At 59.9% G+C, this 18656-nt stretch carries 20 protein-coding genes; 12 read left to right on the forward strand and 8 right to left on the reverse strand.

The window, feature by feature from the left end; all coding sequences use genetic code 11:
• The first annotated feature begins 125 nt into the window (after positions 1–125).
• On the forward strand, positions 126–704 hold the full coding sequence (locus tag WBK19_RS18445; RefSeq protein ID WP_511292365.1) for a Spy/CpxP family protein refolding chaperone: 579 nt from the start codon (positions 126–128) through the stop codon (positions 702–704).
• Positions 705–769: 65 nt separating this feature from the next.
• On the opposite strand, the gene mscL is transcribed toward WBK19_RS18445, so the two are convergent.
• On the reverse strand, positions 770–1195 hold the full coding sequence (mscL, locus tag WBK19_RS18450) for a large conductance mechanosensitive channel protein MscL (RefSeq protein WP_511292367.1): 426 nt from the start codon (positions 1193–1195) through the stop codon (positions 770–772).
• 174 nt (positions 1196–1369) lie between these two features.
• On the reverse strand, positions 1370–2653 hold the full coding sequence (nhaD, locus tag WBK19_RS18455) for a sodium:proton antiporter NhaD (RefSeq protein ID WP_511292369.1): 1284 nt from the start codon (positions 2651–2653) through the stop codon (positions 1370–1372).
• A 147-nt stretch (positions 2654–2800) separates the two neighbouring features.
• Between nhaD and nhaR the strand changes: the two genes are divergently transcribed.
• Entirely contained in the window at positions 2801–3700 is a 900-nt protein-coding gene (gene nhaR, locus WBK19_RS18460) for a transcriptional activator NhaR (protein ID WP_511292371.1), read from the forward strand.
• A 243-nt stretch (positions 3701–3943) separates the two neighbouring features.
• Here the strand turns inward: nhaR and WBK19_RS18465 are convergent, their stop codons facing one another.
• Both WBK19_RS18465 and WBK19_RS18470 read right to left on the reverse strand, forming a co-directional pair.
• Positions 3944–4477: a hypothetical protein gene (locus WBK19_RS18465; protein WP_511292373.1), complete on the reverse strand. Its 534-nt coding sequence runs from the start codon at positions 4475–4477 to the stop codon at positions 3944–3946.
• 86 nt (positions 4478–4563) lie between these two features.
• Positions 4564–6363: a DUF294 nucleotidyltransferase-like domain-containing protein gene (locus WBK19_RS18470; RefSeq protein WP_511292375.1), complete on the reverse strand. Its 1800-nt coding sequence runs from the start codon at positions 6361–6363 to the stop codon at positions 4564–4566.
• Positions 6364–6852: 489 nt separating this feature from the next.
• Between WBK19_RS18470 and WBK19_RS18475 the strand changes: the two genes are divergently transcribed.
• The 5 genes from WBK19_RS18475 (at position 6853) to WBK19_RS18495 (ending at position 11437) form a co-directional block, all read left to right on the forward strand.
• Entirely contained in the window at positions 6853–7107 is a 255-nt protein-coding gene (locus WBK19_RS18475; RefSeq protein ID WP_511292377.1) for a DUF4212 domain-containing protein, read from the forward strand.
• Positions 7108–7118: 11 nt separating this feature from the next.
• Entirely contained in the window at positions 7119–8924 is a 1806-nt protein-coding gene (locus WBK19_RS18480; protein ID WP_511292379.1) for a sodium:solute symporter family protein, read from the forward strand.
• Positions 8925–9063: 139 nt separating this feature from the next.
• Positions 9064–9435: a hypothetical protein gene (locus WBK19_RS18485; protein WP_511292381.1), complete on the forward strand. Its 372-nt coding sequence runs from the start codon at positions 9064–9066 to the stop codon at positions 9433–9435.
• Positions 9436–9471: 36 nt separating this feature from the next.
• Positions 9472–10164 carry a response regulator transcription factor gene (locus WBK19_RS18490; RefSeq protein ID WP_511292383.1) on the forward strand — a complete coding sequence of 231 codons (693 nt, stop codon included), beginning with the start codon at positions 9472–9474 and terminating at the stop codon, positions 10162–10164.
• A complete protein-coding gene (locus WBK19_RS18495) occupies positions 10145–11437 on the forward strand; it encodes a sensor histidine kinase (protein ID WP_511292385.1) in 1293 nt (430 codons plus the stop codon). The genes WBK19_RS18490 and WBK19_RS18495 overlap by 20 nt, the downstream gene beginning before the upstream one ends.
• Before the next feature lie 93 nt (positions 11438–11530).
• Here the strand turns inward: WBK19_RS18495 and WBK19_RS18500 are convergent, their stop codons facing one another.
• Positions 11531–12691 carry a pyridoxal phosphate-dependent aminotransferase gene (locus tag WBK19_RS18500; protein WP_511292387.1) on the reverse strand — a complete coding sequence of 387 codons (1161 nt, stop codon included), beginning with the start codon at positions 12689–12691 and terminating at the stop codon, positions 11531–11533.
• A 121-nt stretch (positions 12692–12812) separates the two neighbouring features.
• On the opposite strand from WBK19_RS18500, the gene WBK19_RS18505 reads away from it, so the two are divergent.
• Genes WBK19_RS18505 through dmeF form a run of 5 tightly spaced genes read left to right on the forward strand, consistent with a single transcriptional unit; the run spans position 12813 to position 16080 of the window.
• Complete coding sequence (locus tag WBK19_RS18505; protein ID WP_511276113.1) at positions 12813–13037, forward strand: AbrB/MazE/SpoVT family DNA-binding domain-containing protein; 225 nt, start codon at positions 12813–12815, stop codon at positions 13035–13037.
• Between the two features lies 1 nt (position 13038).
• Positions 13039–13419, forward strand: coding sequence for a type II toxin-antitoxin system death-on-curing family toxin (locus WBK19_RS18510; protein ID WP_511292389.1), 381 nt, complete (start codon positions 13039–13041; stop codon positions 13417–13419).
• 3 nt (positions 13420–13422) lie between these two features.
• The gene (gene mtnA / locus WBK19_RS18515; RefSeq protein WP_511292391.1) at positions 13423–14511 is read left to right on the forward strand and encodes an S-methyl-5-thioribose-1-phosphate isomerase; all 1089 of its coding nucleotides are present in this window, start codon (positions 13423–13425) and stop codon (positions 14509–14511) included.
• Positions 14504–15133: a class II aldolase/adducin family protein gene (locus WBK19_RS18520; protein WP_511292393.1), complete on the forward strand. Its 630-nt coding sequence runs from the start codon at positions 14504–14506 to the stop codon at positions 15131–15133. The genes mtnA and WBK19_RS18520 overlap by 8 nt, the downstream gene beginning before the upstream one ends.
• On the forward strand, positions 15130–16080 hold the full coding sequence (dmeF, locus tag WBK19_RS18525; RefSeq protein ID WP_511292395.1) for a CDF family Co(II)/Ni(II) efflux transporter DmeF: 951 nt from the start codon (positions 15130–15132) through the stop codon (positions 16078–16080). The genes WBK19_RS18520 and dmeF overlap by 4 nt, the downstream gene beginning before the upstream one ends.
• Before the next feature lie 21 nt (positions 16081–16101).
• Here dmeF and WBK19_RS18530 read toward each other — a convergent pair whose 3' ends face one another.
• Genes WBK19_RS18530 through WBK19_RS18540 form a run of 3 tightly spaced genes read right to left on the reverse strand, consistent with a single transcriptional unit; the run spans position 16102 to position 18562 of the window.
• The gene (locus tag WBK19_RS18530) at positions 16102–16848 is read right to left on the reverse strand and encodes a flagellar brake protein (RefSeq protein ID WP_511292397.1); all 747 of its coding nucleotides are present in this window, start codon (positions 16846–16848) and stop codon (positions 16102–16104) included.
• Entirely contained in the window at positions 16845–17699 is an 855-nt protein-coding gene (locus WBK19_RS18535; RefSeq protein WP_511292399.1) for an NAD(P)-dependent oxidoreductase, read from the reverse strand. Before WBK19_RS18535 ends, WBK19_RS18530 begins: the two co-directional genes overlap by 4 nt.
• Entirely contained in the window at positions 17696–18562 is an 867-nt protein-coding gene (locus WBK19_RS18540) for an NAD(P)-dependent oxidoreductase (protein WP_511292401.1), read from the reverse strand. Before WBK19_RS18540 ends, WBK19_RS18535 begins: the two co-directional genes overlap by 4 nt.
• Positions 18563–18656 lie beyond the last annotated feature (94 nt).

Genomic DNA, 18656 nt, shown 5'->3' on the forward strand with positions numbered 1-18656 from the left:
TTGACCGTGGGAATGGCCAAAACAGCACTCCGCCGGGCTGTGAGACAAAGTTTTACCTCCGCTTAACGTCGTTTAACGGCGGCGCCCCGGACAATCCGCTGACTCTTCCTTTTCCGGACCCGACGATGAAGCGCCGATTGCCCGCCCTGCTTGTAGCCACCACACTCATCCTCTGCGCCTGCGCGCCCATGGGCGGACGTGGCCCGGAAAACGTCCCGCCCGGCGGCGAGCGGGACGAACGTGGTGGCGGAGGCACATCGGTCGTCGCCAACATCCAGGAACGCCTGCGCCTGACGGCTGAAGCCCTGAAACTGACACCAACCCAGTTGCCACTGTGGGATCGCTATCAGGAAAAGATCGGCGCCCTGATGGCCGATCAAATGAAAATGGAATCCCATCAGGCACGCCAGGGCGCGCTGCAGCAGATCAGCCGGCGGGTGGATACGGCCCGCAACCGGCTGACCGCCATGGAAGATATTCATGAATCAGCCGGCAAGCTCTACGCGGCGCTCGATGACAAACAGAAACTGATAGCCGACCAGATGCTGATTTCAACCGTACCCGCCCTCTACTCCGGTCTCGGCAGCGGCGGCGGAGGCTCGGAACGCGATAGCGAGCGTCCCGGCAGGCGGGGCGGCCCGGGCGGCGGCGGTGGAATGGGCGGACCCGGCGGCGGCATGGGTGGTGGCTTCGGCCGCATGTAAGCCTGGCGCCAGCTCCAGGCGTGAAAAAGGCCGCACGCGGCGGCCTTGATCAGGGCGGAAGTCGTTTACTTCTTCAGCGAATCGCGAATCTCGCGCAGCAGCACGACGTCTTCCGGGGTAACCGGGGCTTCGGGCGCTGCGGCCGGCTCTTCCTTGCGCATGCGGTTCATCTGCTTGACCATCATGAAGATGATGAAGGCGAGGATGACGAAATTGACCAGTATGGTCAGGAAGGAGCCGTAGGCAAAGACCGGAATGCCCGCCTTCTTGATTTCGGCCAGGGCCACGAGGTTGTTCGGGTTATCGCCGAGAACGACAAACAGGTTGGAGAAATCGAGCTTGCCGACAATGCGGCTGACCAGCGGCATGATCAGGTCGCCGACGATGGAGTCGACGATCTTGCCGAAGGCTCCGCCGATAATGACGCCGACCGCCAGATCCATCGCGTTGCCCTTGACGGCGAATTCCTTGAATTCCTGGACCATTCCCATTTTTCTCTCCTTGGCTATGATTTGGTCGGCGGATTATTCGCTTTGAAGCGCGCGATGGTCAAGCGATTTTCATAATTTCAGGTTTCATTACAAAGCTTTACAGAGCCGTTCGGCAGTGGCCTTCAGCATATTTTCCGGGTTGGCAAAAAAGCGCTCACAAGGCGATGATCGCGCCTATGAAAGCAAGTTCATTTGCACGAGATAAATGCCCGCACCGGCAAAATAGCCAATCAGGGCCAGCCCGCTGATCTTCTTGACGTACCAGAAGAAGTGGATTTTCTCGAGGCCCATGGCGGCAACACCGGCAGCCGAGCCGATGATCAGGATGGAGCCGCCCGTGCCGGCGCAGTAGGCCATGAATTGCCAGAGGAAATGATCAGGCGGGAAGTTCGTCAGGCTGTACATGCCCATCGAGGCGGCAACCAGGGGCACGTTGTCGACGATGGCGCTGACGATGCCGATGATCAGAACGATGACGTCCTGACGCCCGACCGTCTGGTCCAGCCATTGGGCCAGCGATGTCAGGATATGCGTGTGTTCCAGCGTGGCGACTGAAAGCAGAATGCCGATGAAGAAGACGAGCGAACTCATGTCGATCTTGCTCAGGGCATGGGCCAGGGTGAAATGGACCTTGTATTCGTCTTCCTTGTGCCGATGGACCAGATCGCCGACCAGCCAGAGGATACCCAAACCGAACAGGATGCCCATGAATGGCGGCAGGTGCGTAATCGTCTTGAAGGCGGGAACGGCAACCAGAATACCGAGCCCCATGAAGAACATCAGGTTGCGTTCAAATTCGGTGGTGCGCACACCATGCTCGTCGTCGACAAGCTCCGGACTTACGACCTCGCGCCCGCGCAAGACGTAGGCGGTAATCCCCATCGGGACGATCATGCTGACCAAGGCCGGCAAGAGCACCGCCTTCATGATGGCCAGCGAAGTAATCTGACCGCCAATCCACAGCATTGTCGTCGTCACGTCGCCAATCGGTGACCAGGCGCCTCCTGAATTGGCGGCGATAACGATGATCCCGGCAAAGAACAGGCGGTCATCATGCTTGGCCAGCAGCTTGCGCATGAGGGAGATCATCACGATGGTCGTCGTCAGGTTGTCGAGAATCGCGCTCAGGAAGAAGGTGACGAAACCGACCAGCCACATCAGGGACGACAGTTTGGTCGTCCTGATCCGTTTGGTGATGACCTCGAAGCCGTTATGCGCGTCGACGACTTCAACGATGGTCATGGCGCCCATGAGGAAAAACACGATCTGCGCCGTGCCGGTCAGCGACTCGCCCAATTGCTCCGTCAGCAAATGCGTATCGCCCAGCGAAAGCGCATAGACCGTCCACAGCAAACCGGCGCCAATCAAGGCCGAGGCCGATTTGTTGACCTTGAGCGGATGTTCCAGCGCGATGGCGGCGTAGGCGACGACAAAAATAATGACGATGGTGGCAAGCATGCAAAACCTCGGCGGGATTGGACTCTGGCGTGACTCAATTAGCCCGCCCCGATCAAATTGGGCTAGTAAGTTAGCGCAACTGACGACTAAAATAAATTCGATTTATTTCTTGAAACAATACAATTTTCTCGATGAATTGAATACACAGTGAACCACAAGCATCTGTTTTATTTCTGGAAGGTGGCCAAGGCGGGCAGCATTGCCCGGGCCGCCGAGGCCATCAATGTCACGCCGCAAACCTTGAGCGGTCAGATCGGCCTGCTGGAAAGCGACCTGGGAACCGAGCTGTTTGCCCGCCAGGGCCGTTCCATCGTCCTGACTGAGGCCGGCAAAATGGCCCTGGAATACGCCGACGAACTGTTCGCCCTGAGCGCCGAACTGGAAGTGATGATCAAGCATCACCCGAAGGGGCGCCCAGCCGAGTTCCGCGTTGGCGTCTCCGATGCGGTACCGAAATCCCTTGCCTGTATGTTGCTCCAGCCCGCCATCCATGGCGAACAATCGACGCGCATCGTTTGCCGCGAGTGGCAGTTGGACCGTTTGCTCGCCCAGCTGGCGGTACACGAACTCGACATGGTCATTTCCGACGCCCCGGTGCCGCCGGGCTTCAGCGTTCGGGCCTACAACCATCGCCTGCTCGATTCGGGAATTTCATTTTTGGCGGCCAGGCACCTGATCGCTGAAACGCTCCCCGAGTTTCCCGCCTGCCTCAACGAACTGCCCTTGCTTTTACCGGGGGAAGACTCAACTGTCAGAACGAGTCTTCTGCCCTGGCTGGAAAGAGAGGGCATCCGGGCGCGCGTTGTCGGCGTGTTCGATGACACCGCCTTGATGGCGGCATTCGGCAAGGCCGGCGTTGGTGCCTTTCCGGTTCCCACCATTGCGGAAGACGAATTTCTCACCTCGGGCGAACTGGCCGTCATCGGGCGGACCACCGACGTTCAGGTCAGCTACTTCGCCATTTCGGTCGAACGACGCCTGACTCACCCGAGCGTCCTGGCGGTAACCCAGTCAGCGCAGCGTATCGGTTTGCCCGTCGACGAATAGCTTCGCTCTGAAGGAAACCCCATCGCTAATCCGGGGCAAAAAAAGAAAACCCACCGAAGTGGGTTAAAAATGGTCTTGTCTGGACCGTGCAGCAATCTCTTGGGGAGTCACACTCCACTTGAGAAGCGTGACTAGGCTAACCGCACAGGAATTAACAGTGCATCACGGACAGATCAAGAAACGGTAAACATCCGGGAAATTTTCGAGCGCCCGGTTTGAATTGTCTGAATTTTTACCCAGCGACTAATAAGGCCGCATCCAGGATTCGGCACTTTGATTGCGCCGCAAATCGGCCAAGGTCTCGATCTCCGAATCTTCTGCGTAGGCCAGCAGCGCCTGCAGCAGCTGAGCCATGGCAAAGACATCGTAAATCGCATCGTGCTCATGCCTTCCGCCGGTTTTCATTTTCTCGTGCCAATGGCTCAATGAAGTGGCGGCAACGCCCTCGCCACCGATGACACCGGCCGTAGCTGACATATCCAGCCACGTCCCGACCGGGGGGGGCAATTGGCAGCGATCAGCCGTCAGCGCCAGCATATGCTGGACGAAATTGGGGTTGATGGTCACCACCACACTGCTTGCCATCAGATCCAGGCAAGCCCGATAGCCAGCGATAGCTTCGGGGGCGCAACGCCCTTCCGCAGAGCTCGGGTCGGCGAAGCGGATGTAACGCAATTCAGCTGGCCGGAAAGCCCCATCAACCAGGGGAAGGAATGCCAGGCCGATCACCGAATCCTGGGTGGCATCGGTGCCGGTCAGATCGATGTCGAGCAGCACAAATTCCAGTTCGGCCAACAACTGCCCATCCTGGGACTCTGTGGATGGGGTTTGGCCAATTTTTTGCCGGATCCAGGATGCGATGCTCATCGCTTGTAATCCAGTTTCAGGCGCTCCTGCAGCGAAGCTGCCTGGCGAAATGATTCGCGAAGAATGCGCTGCTGCAGCTCATCAAGCGCGTATGGGTCCAGACTATTCGCCGGCTCGCCATCGCCAAGCGAAGCGAGTTGGCGCTGCAAGCGCAAGGTTTGGACATGGTGGAAGGCGGCGATATCGCCCTGTATGGCGCTGACTGAACGCTTGATGCGCTGGCCGACAAGGGCCAGCCGCTGTTCGGTATTAACCGCCTTCACACCGCATTGCAGCGCATAAATCCGGGCGATATCGACGAACAGTCGCGTGCCTTGCGTTTTTACGTCAATTTTCCCGTTGACCGTGGCAAAGCGGCTCAGGCGTCCGAGTGGCGGCGCGACTTCGAGGGCATTGATGGCCAGCAGATGAATGAAAATGCTGTTGCCCTTGACTTCGGCGAGCAGATGATCGCGCATTTCTTCGGCGAGCTGCATTTCACCAAAGATCGGTCTGAAGTCAAAAAAGATGGTCGAATTGAGGATCGCAGTCGGTGTCGTGGCACGAATCCACGACGAGAAGCGCGCCTTCCACTCACCGAGGCTCAGGCACCACTCCGGATTCCCGGCCATGATATTGCCTTTGCAGCGCTCGAATCCGCAGAGATGGAGAGCATCGTTCATTTCCCGAGCCAGCTCGAGAAAGCGCTCCCGAAGGGCTGCCTCATCGGCCCCGGCGGGCGGCAGAAAAACCAGGCCATTGTCCTGGTCAGTGACGAACCCCTGTTCCTCGCGCCCCTCCGACCCGAAGGCCAGCCAGCAAAAGCGCGCGGGCGGCGGATGGCGGGCTATCAGCAACTCAAGCAATCGCTTGGCAATGCGATCATTGATCGAGGATGTCAGGCGAAGAAACTGGCTGACATCCATACCCTGACTGAATACGCGCTCACCGAACTCGCGGGCCGCACCAGCCAGCGCCACCAACTCATCAACGCTGCCTGCCTCGTTAATCGGCTTGAAGACATGCGAAATACCTTGTTGCTGGGCGTGAAACAAATCCCGCTCGGAAACGATGCCGGCAACCAGGCCTTCCGAATTTTTGAGCAGCAGGTGGCGATATTTTCCCTGGGCCATTTCGATGGCTGCGCCGAAAACCGAAATGGAATCGTCAACCTCGACCGGATTGCTCGTCATCACCTCGAAAATCGGGCTTGTGTCGGGCAGTCGCCGGGCAATGCCACGCCGCACCAGGTCGGTTGCCGTCACAATGCCCTCGACGGCCTGCGGCGTACCAACCAGCACCGAACCAATACCCTGCTCACTCATCAAGCCGGCAACATCATGTATGGAACAATCGGGTGGCACACAAGTTACTTGCGTTGCTCCGATTGACCGGGCTGGCAGCGCCAATGCCTGATCGGCAACCTGTCGGCTATGAACCAATTCGATCATCAAGCGTTGCATCGCTTGTTGTTCTGCCTGCAAGGCCTCGGCCAGCCAACGCAGAAACGGAAGTTCGCTGAGCCACTCATCAATCGCCAGCCCCTCTATCCGCCAGAGAAAGCAGTCTTCTTCCGCGATGTAGGCATAACCGCCATCGCTGCCATCGAGAATCGACTCGACCGGGAAGATGCCCCCCACACTCAACAGTGGCGATGTTTCTCCGATGGAGCCGCCGCTCCGGGCAACACTTCCCTGCCGAATGATCCAGAACGAACGTTCCCGCAATGCAATTCCCGGATGAAAAATCCGGCTGCCCTGACGTTGAAAAACGACGCTGCTGTTGGAGAGGAGCAGAGCAAGACGACTGCGCTCCATTCGAGAAAATGGTGAACCCGCGACAAGTACGTCGAGTTCACTTGCAAGGATAGGCTCAATGTTTGAATTCACGATTCACCTGCGCTCAATTAGCCGGACCAGAAATAGCCCCGAAAGATGATTGGCCATCAGACACGCCCATCCATGGCCGTAAAACCCTTCCCATGATAACCATCTACGTTAATAACGTTCAGTTACAGGAGTCAATCTATTCATTCCAAATAAAATCAATTTATGATCAATGAAACAGCCGGTGACAGGCATTTAATCGCCTACAAATCGATCAAATAAATTATCACTTATTTGCATAAAACCAATGGTTTGTATTCTTTAGGTAAACGTTAGATCAACAAACGATCAAGACTCGAAAATAGTGGCTATTTCTGACAATTTTTGTCAGCAATCTGTAAGTTTCAACCTAAAAACTGCCCCCGTGGCTCAAACAAGTGTTTAACCGAGTCAACAATAAATTCTTTGGAGGAGTTAACTATGGATGACGTCAGCAAAGGCTACTGGTCTGCCACGCTGGGGTTGCTGGGCAAGATCCTGGCAATCTGGTTCCTGGTCTCATTCGGTGCGGGCATTTTGTTTGTCGACGTACTGAACGGTATCAAGTTGGGCGGTTACCCGCTGGGCTTCTGGTTCGCCCATCAGGGTTCGATGTACATCTTCATTGCCCTGATTTTTTACTACGCCAAGGCAATGGGCGACATTGACCGTCGGTTCGACGTTCACGAAGACTAAGGGGCGACCACATGGATCTGCAAACAACGATTTACCTGTTTGTCGGTGCGAGCTTCGCGCTCTACATCGGCATCGCCATCTGGGCACGTGCTGGCAGCACCAGCGAGTTCTACGCCGCAGGTGGTTCCGTCCCCCCCGTGATGAACGGGATGGCGACGGCTGCTGACTGGATGTCGGCAGCCTCCTTCATCTCCATGGCCGGCCTGATCGCCAATATGGGTTATGGCGGCGGCCTGTTCCTCATGGGCTGGACCGGTGGTTACGTTCTGCTGGCAATGCTGCTGGCGCCGTACCTCCGGAAGTTCGGCAAATTCACCGTGCCGCAGTTCATCGGCGACCGCTTCTACTCGAAGTCGGCGTCGACGATTGCCGTGGTCTGTCTGCTCACCGCTTCGCTGACCTACATCATCGGTCAGATGACCGGCGTCGGCGTCGCCTTCTCCCGCTTCCTGGGCGTTTCCAGCGATACCGGGATCTACATCGGCATGGCCATCGTCTTCGCCTACGCCGTGTTCGGTGGCATGAAAGGCATCACCTACACCCAGGTCGCCCAGTACTGCGTACTGATCGCTGCCTATATCATCCCGGCTGTCTTCATCTCCCTGAGCCTGACCGGCAACCCGATCCCGCAACTGGGCCTGGGTTCGACGATGTCCGGTTCCGACATCTCTCTGCTGACCAAGCTGGATCAGGTTGTTGTCGATCTCGGTTTCGGTCAATACACCACGACGACAGCCGGCAGCACGCTGAACATGTTCGTGTACACGATGTCGCTGATGATCGGTACTGCCGGTCTGCCGCACGTCATCATGCGCTTCTTCACGGTGCCGACGGTTGCTGCTGCGCGTAGCTCGGCTGGTTGGGCCCTGGTCTTCATCGCCCTGCTGTATACGACCGCCCCGGCTGTTGCCGCGATGGCCAAGCTGAACCTGCATGCCACGGTCAACTCCGCTGTCATCAAGGGTGGCGACCTGTACGCATCTGAAGCCAGCATCAAGGCCGACGAGCGTCCGGACTGGATGAAGCGTTGGGAAAAGACCGGTCTGCTGAAGTTCGAAGACAAGAATGGCGACGGTCGCATCCAGTACTACAACGACAAGACCAAGAATGCCGATGCCAAGGCCAAGGCCGAAGCTGCCGGCTGGAAGGGCAACGAACTGACGGTTAACGCCGACATCATCGTGCTCGCCAATCCGGAAATCGCCCTGCTGCCGAACTGGGTTATCGCCCTGGTCGCCGCTGGTGGTCTGGCTGCTGCGCTGTCGACCGCTGCAGGTCTGCTCATGGCTATCTCTGCTGCAGTTTCCCACGACCTGGTCAAGGGTGTTTTCAACCCGAACATCAGCGAAAAGAACGAACTGCTGGCAGGCAAGATCTCGATGGCAGTTGCTGTCGTGGTTGCCGGCTACCTCGGCCTCAACCCACCGGGCTTCGCGGCCGGTACCGTGGCTCTGGCCTTCGGTATTGCCGCTTCGTCGCTGTTCCCGGCGATCATGATGGGTATCTTCTCGAAGAAGATGAACAAGGAAGGCGCCATGGCCGGCATGCTGGCAGGTCTCTTCGTCACCCTGTTCTACGTGTTTGCGCACAAGGGTATCTTCTTCATCAAGGGTACCGATTTCGTCGAGATGATCGGTGGCGCCAACAGCTTCTTCGGCATCACGCCGGAAGCCTTCGGAGCCATCGGTGCGCTGGTCAACTTCGCCGTTGCCTTCGCGGTCGACAAGGTCACCAAGGAACCGCCAGAGCACATCCAGCACATGGTTGAGTCCGTGCGTATTCCGCGTGGCTCGAAGCTGGTGGATGGTGCTCACTAAGCAGTAGTCGGAGTATTATCGCCGCCACGAATCCCCTTTTGGGGTCGTGGCGGCCTGCAAAGCCCTGCCGGCTGCGCTGGCGGGGCTTTTTATTTGTCGAACAGTGTTCTGCCTTTGAAAAAGGCAACAGGAGTAGCAGATGGTCTTTGATGTCAGCGTGGCCTTGACCTGGATTCTTTTTCTCGCCCTTTTCCCCATCGCCTTTTTCTGGTTTCGCCGCACCTGGCGTATCGTCGTCAAGCGCGATTTCTCGGAAGTGGCCCTCAAGCGTGGCGAGTCGCCAGCCAATCCGGAAAAATTTGCACCTTATGCCGCGGCGATCAATTTCATTGCCGGCATCATCATCGTTTTCGTCGTCATTGGCATCGTTAGCGGCAGCCTGGAATACGAGACCTGGAGTGCCATCGCGGGTTCGACGCTGTGGATGAAGTTCATCTTCGACTTCATTCTGAGCCGCCAGGCCCATCCGATCATCGGGCGCAAGAAGAGCGACCCGGCTGCGGGCAAGTAAGCCCCGCCAATATTGACATCAGGAGTTCTGAACAAGATGGCAAGCCGCCTGTTGATCGTTGAGGATGACCGTGACCTGGCCGGGAATCTGATCGATTTTCTCGAAATCCAAGGCTACGTCACCGACTATGCAGCCGATGGCCATGCTGCCTTGAACCTACTGACCGGCAACGAGTACGATCTGGTGCTACTCGACATGATGCTGCCCGGCATTGACGGCCTGACCATCTGCAGCCGGATTCGTCAGCAACTGCGGAGCAAGGTACCTGTCGTCATGCTGACCGCCAAGGATGAGGTCGACACCAAGATTGCCGCCTTCGATATCGGCGCCGATGACTACGTCGTCAAGCCCGCCTCGCTACGTGAAATCGAGGCACGGATTCGCGCCCTTATCCGGCGCTCCGGGCGCGAAAGCGATAGCGACTTGCTCGTCATTGGCGACCTGCGCATGGATGTGGGCACGATGAAGATCGAGCGGGCCGGCCAGGCCATCGTTCTCCCGCCGGTGCCAACCCGGATACTGATGCTGCTGATGCGACGCTCGCCCAATGTCGTTCATCGTCTGGCCATCCATCGTGAAATATGGGGTGAGGAACCGGGCGACAATCATGCCCTCATCGTTCATATGCATACCTTGCGCAATGCCGTCGACAAACCCTTCGAGCGGCAACTCATCCATACCGTGCGGGGTTTCGGCTATCGTATCGCCCATGAACAATCAGCCCTATGACAGCCTGCGCAGAAAGCTGGTCCTTCCCTTTGTCCTGCTAGGTTTCTCGGTCAGCGCACTGCTCAGCCTCGTCACTTTCGGCCTGGTTGCCGAGCTTGAAGAACATGCCATCGTGCGCATTCTGCAGGTCGAGATGGAAAATTTCCGCAATCGAAAAGTGCAAAATCCGCTCGCCTTGCCACCGTCCACGTCGGTTCTGAGCGGATATTTCCTGCCCGTCGAGGCGTTTCCCTTGGTCACCCCGGTCAAACCAGGAAATGATCGAATCGAGCGTTTCCTCAAGGACAGCCAGGAATATTCCGTCCTCATCACCCACATCGACGACAGACCTTACGCGCTGTTCTTCGATCGTAGCTATGTCGCCACCAACCTCGGGCGGCTTGCCCTCTTCCTGCTGGTCGGCACGACGCTGATGAGTCTGCTCTCCTGGCTGGTTGGCAACCACCTGGCGGGGAAGGTCGTACGGCCGATCGGCAAGTTGCTCAACGAAATTTCCGAAAAGACAGCAAGCGCCAGTCCGCTGGCCAATGCACCACTCAGCTTCGCAGTGGCGGACTATCCGGCCGATGAAATAGGCCGACTGGTCCTGGCGCTGGACAGTTTTGCCCTGCGTCTCCACGGCTTTCTTCAACGTGAAAGCTATTTTGCCGGCGATGTCAGCCACGAACTGCGCACACCAGTCGCCGTGATACGCGGCGCAGCCGAAGTGCTGATCGAGAGTCCCGACCTTCCTGAGCCGATCCGCCTGCGCCTGGGCACAATCCATCGACAGGCCGTGCGCATGGGGCAAATGCTCGAAGCGATGTTGCTGCTCGCTACAGAAGGAGGTGAAGCTGGCGATCCGGCCTGCGCCATGGCAGAGGTCGTCACCGACGCGATTGCCGATGCCAGCCCGGCGCTGGCTGGCCGGCCAGTCACAATCACCTTCGAGGCGGCTGAGCGTCCGATCCTGCCGGTCGAGCGCTCGCTGGCCTATGTCCTGGTCAGCAATCTGCTGCGCAACGCCTGCGCGTACACCCGCGAGGGCAGCATCGCGGTATTTCTCGACAGCCATCGCCTGGAAATAACGGACAGTGGCATCGGTATCGCCGAGGAGCGTTTTCCTTCGCTCTTCCAGCGACACACCAAGGGAGAAGACAGCACCGGTCACGGCCTTGGCTTGTCCATTGTGGCGCGCATCAGCCAACAGCTCGGTTGGAAAATCGACATTCAAAGCCACCCCGGAGAGGGGACAAAAGTCTGCATCGACTTCGCTAGCGGCGGGGAAGTCTAGGCCGGGGCATCACCGGCCGGTTTTCAATTTTGGGCTTTTTTTCGGGTTGACCGTGGGAATCAGTGTGGCACCGACCAAATGCCCAAGCAGCCCTCATGAGAAGGCTTTGCCCAGCCTTTCCGCCGCCGCCTTCAGCGTACTTTCCTGCTTGGCGAAACAGAAGCGGACCACCTTGTCGTCGCGCCCATCGGCATAGAAAACCGAAACCGGAATGACGGCAACGCCGACTTCGCGCGTCATCCACTCGGCAAATTCCCGGTCGGGCAAATCCGAAATGCGGTCGTAGCGCGCCAGCTGGAAATAGGTTCCGCGACAAGGCAGCAGTTCGAAGGGCGTGGCCGCCAGCAATTGACGGAAAAAGTCCCGTTTTTCCTGATAGAAAGCAGCCAGCCGGAGATGGCGGTCGGCGTCCTGCATGTACTCGGCCAGCGCCAGTTGCGACGGCGTATGCACGGTGAACACGTTGAACTGGTGGACCTTGCGGAACTCGGCCATGAGTGCCGCCGGGCCGACGACGTAACCGATTTTCCAGCCCGTGATGTGATACGTCTTGCCGAAGCTCGAGACGACGATCGTGCGCGCCGCCAGTTCGGGATCGGCGCACAGGCTGGCGTGCTGTTCGCCGTCGAACAGGATGTGCTCATAGACCTCGTCGGAAAGCACGACGATGTTGGTGCCGGCTATCAATTTTGCGAGTTTTTCCCGGTCGACCGTGGAAAGCAGGCTACCCGTCGGGTTGTGCGGCGAATTGACGATGATCATCCGCGTTTTCGGCGTGATGAGTTGCGCCACCTGCTCCCAGTCCGGCACGTAATCGGGAAAAGTAAGTTGGGCGTAGACCGCCGTGCCACCGACCGTTTCGATGGCCGGAACGTAGGAATCGTAAACTGGTTCGAAGACGATCACCTCGTCGCCCGACCGGACGAAGGCGGCGATAGCCGTAAAGATGGCCTGCGTCGCCCCGGCCGTCACGGTGACTTCCGACTCGACGTCATAGCGCACGCCGTAGAGCGCCGCCACCTTGTCGACGATGGCCTGGCGCAACTCCGGCATGCCGGCCATCGGCGCGTACTGGTTGCGCCCGGCCAGCATGTGGCGATGCACGGCATCGAAGAGCGCCGGCTCGGCCTGAAAATCGGGGAAGCCCTGCGACAGGTTCACGGCCCCGCATTCGGCAGCAAGGCGCGACATCACGGTGAAAATAGTGGTGCCCATATTCGGGAAGCGGGATTCGATAGTGATGGGCGTTTGCATGATTCCAACGGTCAACGGCAAAAAGAGGCTGAAATCATGCGGCAAGGCCGGCATGCGAACAAGCATCCCGTGCAAAAAAGGCTTAGTATTACATCCGTTATAACAGCATTTGGAAATCGCCATGTTCGCACTCAAACTGACCCAGATCGGCAATTCGGTAGGCGTTGTGCTGCCCAAGGAGGCCCTGGCCATGCTGCATGTCGACAAGGGCGACACGGTTTATCTCGTCGAATCCCCCGAAGGCTTTTCGATGACGCCCTACGACCCCGAAGTTGCCCGCCAGGTCGAAGCCGGCCGCGACTTCATGCGCGAGTTCCGCGACACCTTCCACGAACTCGCCAAGTAGCATGTTCACCTGGATCAACCGGCGGGCCTTGTTGCTTCTGCACGGTGAAAGTCTGGTCCTTCACGGTGGCGCCCAGGGCATCCGCGACGAAGGCTTGCTCGACTCGGCGCTGACCCGCCCGGAAAACCTGCTCCATTACGGCAGCCCGGATATATTCGATTACGCCGCCGCCTATGCCTTCGGATTGGCCAAAAATAATCCCTTCATCGACGGCAACAAGCGCGCCGGCTTTCTCGGCGCCGGTATGTTCCTGCGCCTGAACGGCTACCGCCTGACCGCCACCCAGCCGAACGCAGCGCTAACCACGCTTGCGCTGGCCGCAGGTAAAATCGGCGAAAGCGATTACGCCGCCTGGCTACGCACCCACACCTCACCGCTCTGACCCATGAACATCGACGGTATCCCCACCCGTACCCTGCGCGCCCATCCTGAACAGCGCGCCATCGACATCATCGACCAGACCCGCCTGCCGCACGCCCTGCACTGGGTTCGTGTCGCATCGCTGGACGAGGCCGCCCATGCCATCCGCGCCATGCAGGTGCGCGGCGCGCCGCTGATCGGTGCCACGGCGGCCTACGGGCTGGCCATCGCGCTTGGCGACGGCGCTGACGATGACTGCCTGCAAAAAGCTATCGCCGTTTTGTGGGCGACCCGGCCGACCGCCGTCAACCTGCACTGGGCGCTGACCCGCATAAGCAAGCGCCTGACACCCTTGCCAGCGGCGGCTCGCCACCAGGCAGCTTGGCAGGAAGCCGCCGCCATCGCCGAGGAAGACATCGCGCAGAATCTGGCCATCGGCCAGCACGGACTCGGCCTCTTGCGCCAGATCGCACGCCGCCAGGGTACTGCCCTGAACGTCATGACCCACTGCAACGCCGGCTGGCTGGCCACCGTCGACTGGGGCACTGCGCTGTCGCCGATCTATGTCGCCTATGACGCCGGCCTGCCGGTGCATGTCTGGGTCTCCGAAACCCGGCCGCGCAACCAGGGCCTGCTCACAGCGTGGGAACTGGCCCAGCATGGCGTGCCGCATACACTGATCGCCGACAACGCTGCCGGCATCCTGATGCGCGAAGGCAAGGTCGATGCCGTCATCGTCGGCGCCGACCGCATTGCCGCCAATGGCGATGTCGCCAACAAGGTCGGCACCTATCTCAAGGCACTGGCCTGTGCCGACAACGGCATTCCGTTCTACGTCGCGGCGCCCCGTTCGACGATTGATTTTGATCTGCCGGAGGGCCGTTTCATCGACATCGAAGAACGTCATGGCGACGAGTTCCGCGTCGTCCATGGCCTCGACGCCCGTGGCGTACCGTCGGCCCTGCACCAGTTGCCGGATCGCGAGACGGTGGCCAACCCGGCCTTCGACGTCACCCCGGCCCGCCTGATCACCGCCATCATCACCGAGCGCGGCGTCTGCCCGGCCAGCCGTGAAGGCCTGCTGGGGCTTTATCCGGAGGAAAACCGTGGCTGACCTACGCGCCAAACTGATCGCCACGGCCCGCGCCATGCAGCCGGCCGGCCTCAATCGCAGCACCGCCGGCAACGTCAGCGTGCGCAGCGGCGACGGCTTTTACATCACGCCGACCGGCATGGCCTACGACGTCCTGATCGAAGACGACATCCCGCTCATGGCGCTCGACGGCTCACACATCGGCAGCCGCAAGCCGTCTTCCGAATGGCGCTTCCACCGCGACCTCTATGCCAGCCGGCCGGATGTTGGCGCCGTCCTGCATGCCCACTCGCCGTTCGCCGTCAGCCTGGCCTGCCTGCGCCTCGACATTCCGCCGTTTCACTACATGATCGCCCGCTTCGGCGGCGACACGATACGCTGCGCCGAGTATTCCATTTTTGGCTCGGAATCCCTGTCGACCGTGGCAATGGCCGCCATGGCGGACCGCAAGGCCTGCCTGCTCGGCAACCATGGGATGCTCGTTGCCGGGCGCGATCTCGACGAGGCACTGGCCCTCGCCGTCGAACTCGAAGAACTTTGCGAACAATACTGGCGCGCCTGCCAGCTCGGCCAACCGGTCCTGCTCTCAGCCGATGAAATGGCCGCCGTGCTGGAAAAATTTTCGAGTTACGGCCAGCAATGAGCAACCACGACCTGACCCGCTGGGCGCACCAGCACGCGTACACCATCGGCAACGCCGCCGCCGAACGCGGCACTCGCCTCGTCATGTGGATCACCATCGCCACCATGCTGGTCGAGATCGTTGCCGGCTGGTGGTTCAATTCGATGGCCCTGCTCGCCGACGGCTGGCACATGAGTTCGCACGCCCTGGCCATCGGGCTGTCCGCCTTTGCCTACGGTGCCGCCCGTAAATATGCCGCCGACCCGAGCTTCGCCTTCGGCACCTGGAAAATCGAGGTGCTGGCCAGCTACACGAGCGCCATCTTCCTGCTCGGCGTCGCTGCCGCGATGATCTTCGGCTCGGTCGAACGACTGCTCGCACCGCAGACGATTCACTACCCCGAAGCCATGGCCGTCACGGTCCTCGGCCTGGCGGTCAACCTGATCTGCGCGCTCATTCTCGGCAAGGCCCATGACCACGGGCACGATCATGGTCACGCCCATCACCATGAGCACAGTCACGACCACGACGACCTCAATCTGAAGGCTGCCTACATCCACGTCGTCACCGATGCCGCCACCTCGGTGCTCGCCATCGCCGCGCTGGCCGGCGGCTGGTTCTACGGCTGGGCCTGGCTCGACCCGGCAACCGGCATCGTCGGCGCCGTTCTCGTTGCGCTGTGGGCGAAGAACCTCATCGTGCAGAGCGGCCGCGTTTTGCTCGACCGGGAAATGGACCACCCGGTCGTCGCCGAAATCCGCAACGTCATCGCCCGGCTACCGGCCGATGGCCAGACTGAGTTGACCGACCTGCACGTCTGGCGCGTCGGCACCGGCGCCTACGCCTGTGCGCTGAGCCTGCTCACCCACGACGAAACGCTGACGCCCCTGCAGATCCGCGATGCGCTCGCCGTGCATCAAGAAATCGTTCATGCAACGGTCGAAATTCACCGCTGCGACATCTGCTAGGCCATCAGCTTTTAGCGGAAATCACTTGGCCAGCAATTCGTGCCGCTCGCGCTCGACCCGGGCGATATAGCGCTGAATACGATTTTCCTCGATAGTCGGCATGTTCTCGAAGTGCAGGCCGATCCGCCATTGCTGCACGCCGGTTCGCCCGACCTGCGGTGTAACGTGGCATACCGTCGCACTGAAGAACAGCTCGTGCTCGTCTTCGGGCAACGCGAAATGGCAATTCTCCAGCCGCTCCCCGGGCGCCAGCCCATCGGGCAAACTCAGTGCCGTCATGCCAAGACCGGCCACCGAAATGTCGTGCGCCGGCAGGTTGAGCAACCGGCTGTCCAACCTCCGGCCGAAGAACTGCAGGGGCTTGCTGCGCGGCGTTTCGATCCGGAAGGTATCCCGCCGCTGCAGGCGGACCACGTATTTGGGCAAGGCGACCGAAAATGCCTTGCTGCCTTCAAAAATCGTTTCCTTCGCCCGCCCGGTGCTGAATTGCACATGGATGCCGCCGGGGCGGCCGGAAAACACATTGCGGTTGCTTTGCAAAAGATGCCGGTTCACCTCGGCGCTACCGCTGCAATCGAAAATGAGGCGGTCACCGGCCGGCTCTGCGTCGAGCAGGGTCGTCAGCATCATCTCCTCGCCGCCGAACGAAATCGTGAATTGATCCTTGTTCCGGGCAAAGCCAACGAGCAGAAAGGCAATAGGCAGCGTACCGGTGACGTGAAAGCGCTCTTCGATTTCGGCTTCGGACAGTTGGGCGATCTGACTCATGCCAGCTCCAGCACGCGCAGCAGCGAAGACGTATCATCCCGCCCCCAGCCCTGCGCTATCAGGGCATTCAGTTGCTGCGCAACAACGGCCGTCAGCGGCACAGGCGTCCCGCTCTGCCGTGCCGCTTCGAGGACCAGCCCGAAATCCTTGTGATGCAGGCGGGCTTCGATACCAGCCGAAAAATCACGGCTGACCATGCGTTGGCCCATCACATCGAGCACTCGCGAAGCGGCCGAACCACCGGCCAGCGCCTGCCTGACCTTGGCGCAATCGACGCCGGCGCCAGCGGCCAGGCGTATCGCCTCGGCCGCTGCCTGGATGGCGGCGACCATGATCATCTGGTTGCACGTCTTGGCGACCTGCCCGGCGCCATTCGGACCGATATGGACGATGCGCTTGCCCAGACAATCGAGCAGCGAACGCACGCGGTCGAGCACGGCTGCATCACCACCGGCCATGATGGCCAGCGTCGCCTCGATGGCCCCCTGCTCACCGCCGGAAACCGGGGCGTCGATAAAATGGATGCCTTTTTCGGCCAACTTGCCGGCGATCTGCCGCGCCGCATCGGGCGCGATGGTCGAGCAATCGACCAGCACAGAACCGGGTGCCATGCCGTCGACCAGACCATCCTTGCCGAGCGCCACGCCTGCGACATCGGCGCTCGAGGTAATCACGGTAAACACCACCTCGCAACAGCGCCCCAACTCGGCCGGCGTCGCACAGACACGGGCCGGCAGATCGCCGATGCTTTCGGGACGGCGGGCCCAGACGGCCAGCTCATGGCCGGCGCGCTGCAAGTGCATGGCCATCGGGCGACCCATGGCGCCGAGACCGATGAATCCAATGTTCATTCTTGCCCCGACAAGCGTTCGAGCAATTTGAGCACGGCGATCGAATCCTCCTCGCCCATGCCGGAACCGACCATGGCATTGAACATCTGCGCCGTGGCGGCCGATCCGGGCAGGCAGAGGCCGAGTTCGTGCGCCGTCTGCATGACGATGTTCAGATCCTTTTCGTGCATCCAGCTCTTGAAACCGGGCTTGAAATTGCGGTCGAGCATGCGCTGGCCGTGATTTTCGAGAATTTTCGAATAGGCAAAGCCGCCGAGCAGTGCCTCACGCACCTTGCCACGGTCAACGCCATTTTTTGCCGCAAATGCAAATGCCTCGGCGACGGCCAGGACGCCCATGCCGGTGACAATCTGATTGGCCGCCTTGGTGACCTGCCCGGCGCCGCTGGCGCCGACGTGCACGACGTTCTTGCCCATGCATTCGAAAGCCGGTTTGGCCTTGGCAAATGCGGCTTCGGAACCGCCGGCCATGATCGACAGGGTGCCGGCTATGGCGCCGACTTCGCCACCGGAGACCGGCGCATCGACAAAGTCGACTCCGGCTGCGGCCAGGTCTTGGCCAATCTTGCGCGCTGCGGCCGGCGCGATGGTACTCATGTCGACAGCGACCAAGCCGGTCTGGCCGGCGCTGGCGACACCGAGCATGACCTCGGCGACATCCGGCGCATCGGCCACCATCGAAATAACCAGTTCATTGCCGCGGGCGGCATCGCCCGGGCTGGCGGCGCCTTTGGCCCCGGCTTCGAGCAGCGGCTGCATGGATTCGGCGCGGCGCGCCCAGACGGTGACGGCATGGCCACCCTTGACAAGATTGAGCGCCATCGGGCGCCCCATGATACCAAGGCCGATAAATCCGATTTTCATACTGCACTCCGTCCCAAGAAGGCTTGAATTCTAGTGGTCTACTTCGTAATTGGCGAGCTTCGAAGAAAGCGCCGGATTTGTGTTCCTGTCTAGG

Origin of the sequence: Azonexus sp. (assembly GCF_049652925.1) — a bacterium.
Lineage (GTDB): Bacteria > Pseudomonadota > Gammaproteobacteria > Burkholderiales > Rhodocyclaceae > Azonexus.